6 protein-coding genes are annotated in these 4,066 nt (G+C 65.6%); 4 read left to right on the top strand and 2 right to left on the bottom strand.

From position 1 onward, the window contains the following. From ACH13J_RS18120 to ACH13J_RS18110, 3 genes are all read left to right on the top strand, one after another. The coding region (locus ACH13J_RS18120; RefSeq protein ID WP_397544746.1) for a major capsid protein at window positions 1-1,015 on the top strand (1,015 nt) is incomplete at its 5' end. After that, entirely contained in the window at window positions 1,015-1,326 is a 312-nt protein-coding gene (locus tag ACH13J_RS18115) for a head-tail joining protein (RefSeq protein WP_397544745.1), read from the top strand. The genes ACH13J_RS18120 and ACH13J_RS18115, both read left to right, overlap by 1 nt. Beyond that, on the top strand, window positions 1,323-1,958 hold the full coding sequence (locus tag ACH13J_RS18110) for a DUF6441 family protein (protein ID WP_397544744.1): 636 nt from the start codon (window positions 1,323-1,325) through the stop codon (window positions 1,956-1,958). Before ACH13J_RS18115 ends, ACH13J_RS18110 begins: the two co-directional genes overlap by 4 nt. A gap of 16 nt (window positions 1,959-1,974) precedes the next feature. Here ACH13J_RS18110 and ACH13J_RS18105 read toward each other — a convergent pair whose 3' ends face one another. Then, window positions 1,975-2,277 carry a hypothetical protein gene (locus tag ACH13J_RS18105; RefSeq protein WP_397544743.1) on the bottom strand — a complete coding sequence of 101 codons (303 nt, stop codon included), beginning with the start codon at window positions 2,275-2,277 and terminating at the stop codon, window positions 1,975-1,977. A 1-nt stretch (window position 2,278) separates the two neighbouring features. After that, a complete protein-coding gene (locus tag ACH13J_RS18100; RefSeq protein WP_397544742.1) occupies window positions 2,279-3,337 on the bottom strand; it encodes an RNase A-like domain-containing protein in 1,059 nt (352 codons plus the stop codon). 117 nt (window positions 3,338-3,454) lie between these two features. Here ACH13J_RS18100 and ACH13J_RS18095 point away from each other — a divergent pair, with 117 nt between their 5' ends. Beyond that, a complete protein-coding gene (locus ACH13J_RS18095; protein WP_397544741.1) occupies window positions 3,455-3,874 on the top strand; it encodes an acyl-CoA transferase in 420 nt (139 codons plus the stop codon). Window positions 3,875-4,066 lie beyond the last annotated feature (192 nt).

Here is a 4,066-nt window from a genome sequence, read left to right as displayed (position 1 = left end):
CATGGCCACCATGGACATCTTCGAAGGCGATGCCTTCACCATAATCGAACTGACCCGTGCGCTGGAGAACATTCCCTTCAAGCCCGCAATCCTCTCGGGCGCAGCCCTCTTCGGCGCCCGCGGCGTGCGCTCGCGCACCGTGATGATCGAGAGCCGCGACGGCACGCTCTCGCTCATCCCGTTCTCCGAGCGCGGGTCGGCCTACGAGTCCCAGATCCCCGAACGCCGCGAGATGCGGGCCTTCGTCTGCCGCCAGTTCAAGAAGCAGGACGTGCTCTGGGCCTCGGAAATCCAGTCCATCCGCGACTTCGGCTCGGAGACGGCCGTCCAGCAGGTGCAGGCCGAGGTGGCGCGCAAGCTCGGCCGGCTCCGCAACGACGCCGAGGCCACCTTCGAGTTCCACCTATTCAACGGCATCCAGGGCGTGGTGAAGGATCCGAAGGACGGCGCCACCGTGATCGACTACCACGCCGAGTTCGGCATCACGCCGGCCGCGGAGGTGGACTTCGATCTGGACAACGCGACCCCGGCCTCGGGCGCGCTGCGCAAGCACTGCCAGGCGCTGATCGAGAGCGTCGAGGATTCCTTGGGCGGCCTGGCCGCCGGCCAGGTGCAGATCCGCGCCGAATGCGGCTCGGCCTTCTTCGCCGATCTGGTGGCCCACAAGGAGGTGCGCGAGACCTACCTCAACACCGCCGCGGCGGCCGATCTGCGCGGGCGCGTGGGCGAGGAAGTCAGCTTCGGCGGCATCACCTTCCGCCGCTACCGCGGCGGGCTGGGCTTCGGCGTGCCCACCGACAAGGCCTACTTCTACCCCGAGGGTGTCGAGGGGCTCTTCGAGATCTACTACGCCCCCGCCGACACCTTCGAGACGGTCAACACCGTCGGCCTGCCGCTCTATGCGCGCATGATCCCGGACCGCGACCGCGACGAGTGGGTGCGGCTCGAGATCGAGTCCAACCCGCTGCCGATCTGCACCCGCCCGCAGGTCCTGCGCAGCGCACGGCGGACCTGATGACCGCCGTCGCCGTCGCTCTCGACGCGCTCTTCGCGGACGCGCATCTCGCGCGCGACGTCGTCTACACCGCCGAGGGCGGCGCGCCGTCACTGGTCCGCGCCATCCTGCGCCGGCCCGATGACGTGGCCGGCTTCGGCGAGGCGCGCATCTGGTCGGAGACCACTCGGCTGGATCTGCGCATCGCCGAGATTGCGAACCCGCGCCCGGGCGACCGGATCGAGATCGACGGCGAGCCTTTCCTCATCCAGGGCGAGCCCGTCCGCGACCGCGAGCGGCTGGTCTGGACTGTGGATCTGCGACCGACATGAAACTGAAACTCGACGTCACCCCGGACCTCACCGCGCTCATGGCCGCGGAGATCAAGGCGGGCGAGCGTGCGGTGACCACGGCGATGCGCGAGGCCGGCGGACAGCTCAAGACCGACTGGCGCCGCCAGATCACCGGCGCGGGGCTGGGCCAGCGACTGGCCAGAAGCATCCGCTCGGAGACGTGGCCCAAGGGTACCACCAGCATCGGCGCGGCGGCGCTGGTCTGGTCGAAGGCCCCCGCCATCGTCGGAGCCCACGACACCGGCCCGCTGATCCGCTCGAAAACCGGCTTCTGGCTCGCGATCCCGACGCCCGCCGCCGGCCGCGGCCTGCGCGGGGGCAAGATCACCCCCGGCGAATGGGAGCGCCGCCGCGGGCTGCGGCTCAGATTCGTCTATCGCCGCCGCGGCCCGAGCCTGCTCGTCGCCGACCGCGCCCGGATCAACAGGCGGGGCACCGCTGTGGCATCACGCGCGAAGACCGGCCGCAACCAGGTCACCGCGCCGATCTTCCTGCTGGTCCCGCAGGTCAAGCTGCCGAAGCGGCTGGATCTGGACAGGGACGCCGAGCGGGCACATGACAGCGTGCCGGGGCTGATCTTGGCGAAGTGGGTGGAGAGCAAGAGTTCATGATTGAATCAATCTCTCCTTACAAAGAGGCCGCCCATGTCTGAAAGTCCTTGAGAAGCAACCGGATGCCATCGTTGGAAATAACCCAGTCTGCTTTGGATTCCTTGAACCAAAAGGATTCAAGGTCGGCCGGCGCATGCGACAACAGCTTTTCGCAAAAGGCGTTCAGGTCGTGCACCGCCTGATCGCCATACTGCCGGCGGAAGCTCTGGTAGATTTCATGGCGAGCAGTCGGGGCATCAGAAGCCCAATCCGGATGGACTAGGTCTAGGTCCTGGTGGAACTGCAACGTAAAGTCATAGAAGGCTTGGGGCGCTTTCACGTCAGTCGTTCCTTGGAAAAGAGGTCACGATAATGAAGCCATTCGGCATTGCGGGCGCATGACGGATGTACGTCCTCACGGAGTATGTGGGGCGCAGTCGTATCGGTGAGGATGTCCCGCGAGTCAACCGATAGGCCTCTTGCCCCGTTATGCTGGAGAAAGTGCTTTCGAGGATAGCATCCTCCTGTTGCCCGGTTGCGACGGCATTCACGATCGCGGCGTTACGCGAAAGGTTCGCGTTCGTGAGTCTTTCCGCAGCCGCAAGCGAACTGAAAGAACCATGGTACCAGCGATAGACCGTTTGGAAAAGCGTACGGGCTACCGGAACGCTGACCATGCCGATTAGGAAGGATTCGCTCTTGCCGACATGCCGTTCAATGGTGTGCCCGCCAGCAGCCTCGTGTTCTGCGAGATCCTGAAGGGGGTAGCCGCTCTCTGTGGGAACATACTCAATAGGAGTGATGTCGTTCCGCGATCCCGCCGTGACCGGCTCTGCGTAGCAGCGACAGTTGTGCGCCTGTCCCGGATGGCCGCCTGCGGGCGGATCGCCCCAGCGGAACACCTGATCGTCGTACTCAGCATGACTGTGGCGCACTTTCGCGTCGTCTTGGGAGCGCCAGATGTAACGCTCGATCCCCAAATCCTGCTGCCGAAGCTGGTTGATCAGACCCGCGAAGGCCCGAAGAAGACGTTCTTCCATCGCTGCCCGCAACGGACGCAGGCGCTGCGGGTGGGTCTCATATTCCTCGAAGATGGCCGCCAGACGCGCATCCCACTGGTGCAGCGCCTCCTCCTTCGCGTCCGAAACGTCGCGAAGGTCGTCTTCGGACACCCGTGGCACGGTGTCCGGGGGCGTCAGCGCATTCAACAGCATCCGGGTGTTTTCGTCGATCACGCGGTCCAGTTGGTCGGTGAAATCGGCCCGTAGATCGGCGTAGCCGGGAAAGAGCGACTTTATCGAAATGCCCGCACGGTAGCCGTACACGGCCCCGTTCTGTCGTGCCAACACGTACTGACCGCTGCCGCCGTGGCGGAGAAATTCCCGTAGATTGTGCTGCATGGAACCTCCCGACGAACCGCGGGATGCAAGTTGCCAGCAATTGGTTAATGAGCATTCTCCCGACCGTTCGCTGCTTCCGTTGCCGCATTAACCGGAAAACCAACAAGGCCCGCTTCGATGCCCACCCCTCGCGAAACCATCCTCGCCGCGCTGCACGCGCGGCTCTCGGCGCTGCCCGCCAGCGCACTACGGGGTGACGTGTTGCCCGAGCGCGTGCCGACCGAGGGTCTGCTGATCCTGCGCGACGGCGAGCCGGGGGAGCCGGAGGTGACGCTGTCGCCGCTGGCCTACCACTACCAGCATCGGGCCGAGATCGAGGCGGTCGTGCAGGGCACCGACCGTGACGAAGCCTTTGACACGCTCTGCGCCAGCATCGGCGTGGCACTCGCCGCCGACCGGACGCTGGGCGGGCTCTGCGACTGGGTCGAAGCGGAAGCGCCGCGCCCGGTCGATTTGGCCGTAGAGGGCGCGGCGAGCCTGAAGGCGGCCACCATCGCGGTCGTGCTGCATTACACAACGGACGACCCGCTGAGCTGAGCGCGGCGGCGACCTCGCCCGGACGACCTCCGGCACCGGACCACTGTCCCACCGGCCCGCGGACCCGCTCCGCGGGCCGCTTCTTTCTGCGAGAGGAGGGGGTATGAATGGTTTGTGAGCGACCAAACGCCCTGAATTTTGTAGGAGATTTGGGGAGGCGGATAGGTTTCAGGCTGGATGATGTCTTGGGGC

The sequence above is a fragment of the Roseovarius salis genome (assembly GCF_044472985.1).
Taxonomy (GTDB): Bacteria; Pseudomonadota; Alphaproteobacteria; order Rhodobacterales; family Rhodobacteraceae; genus Roseovarius; species Roseovarius salis.
This window is presented reverse-complemented; position numbering and strand designations above follow the sequence as displayed.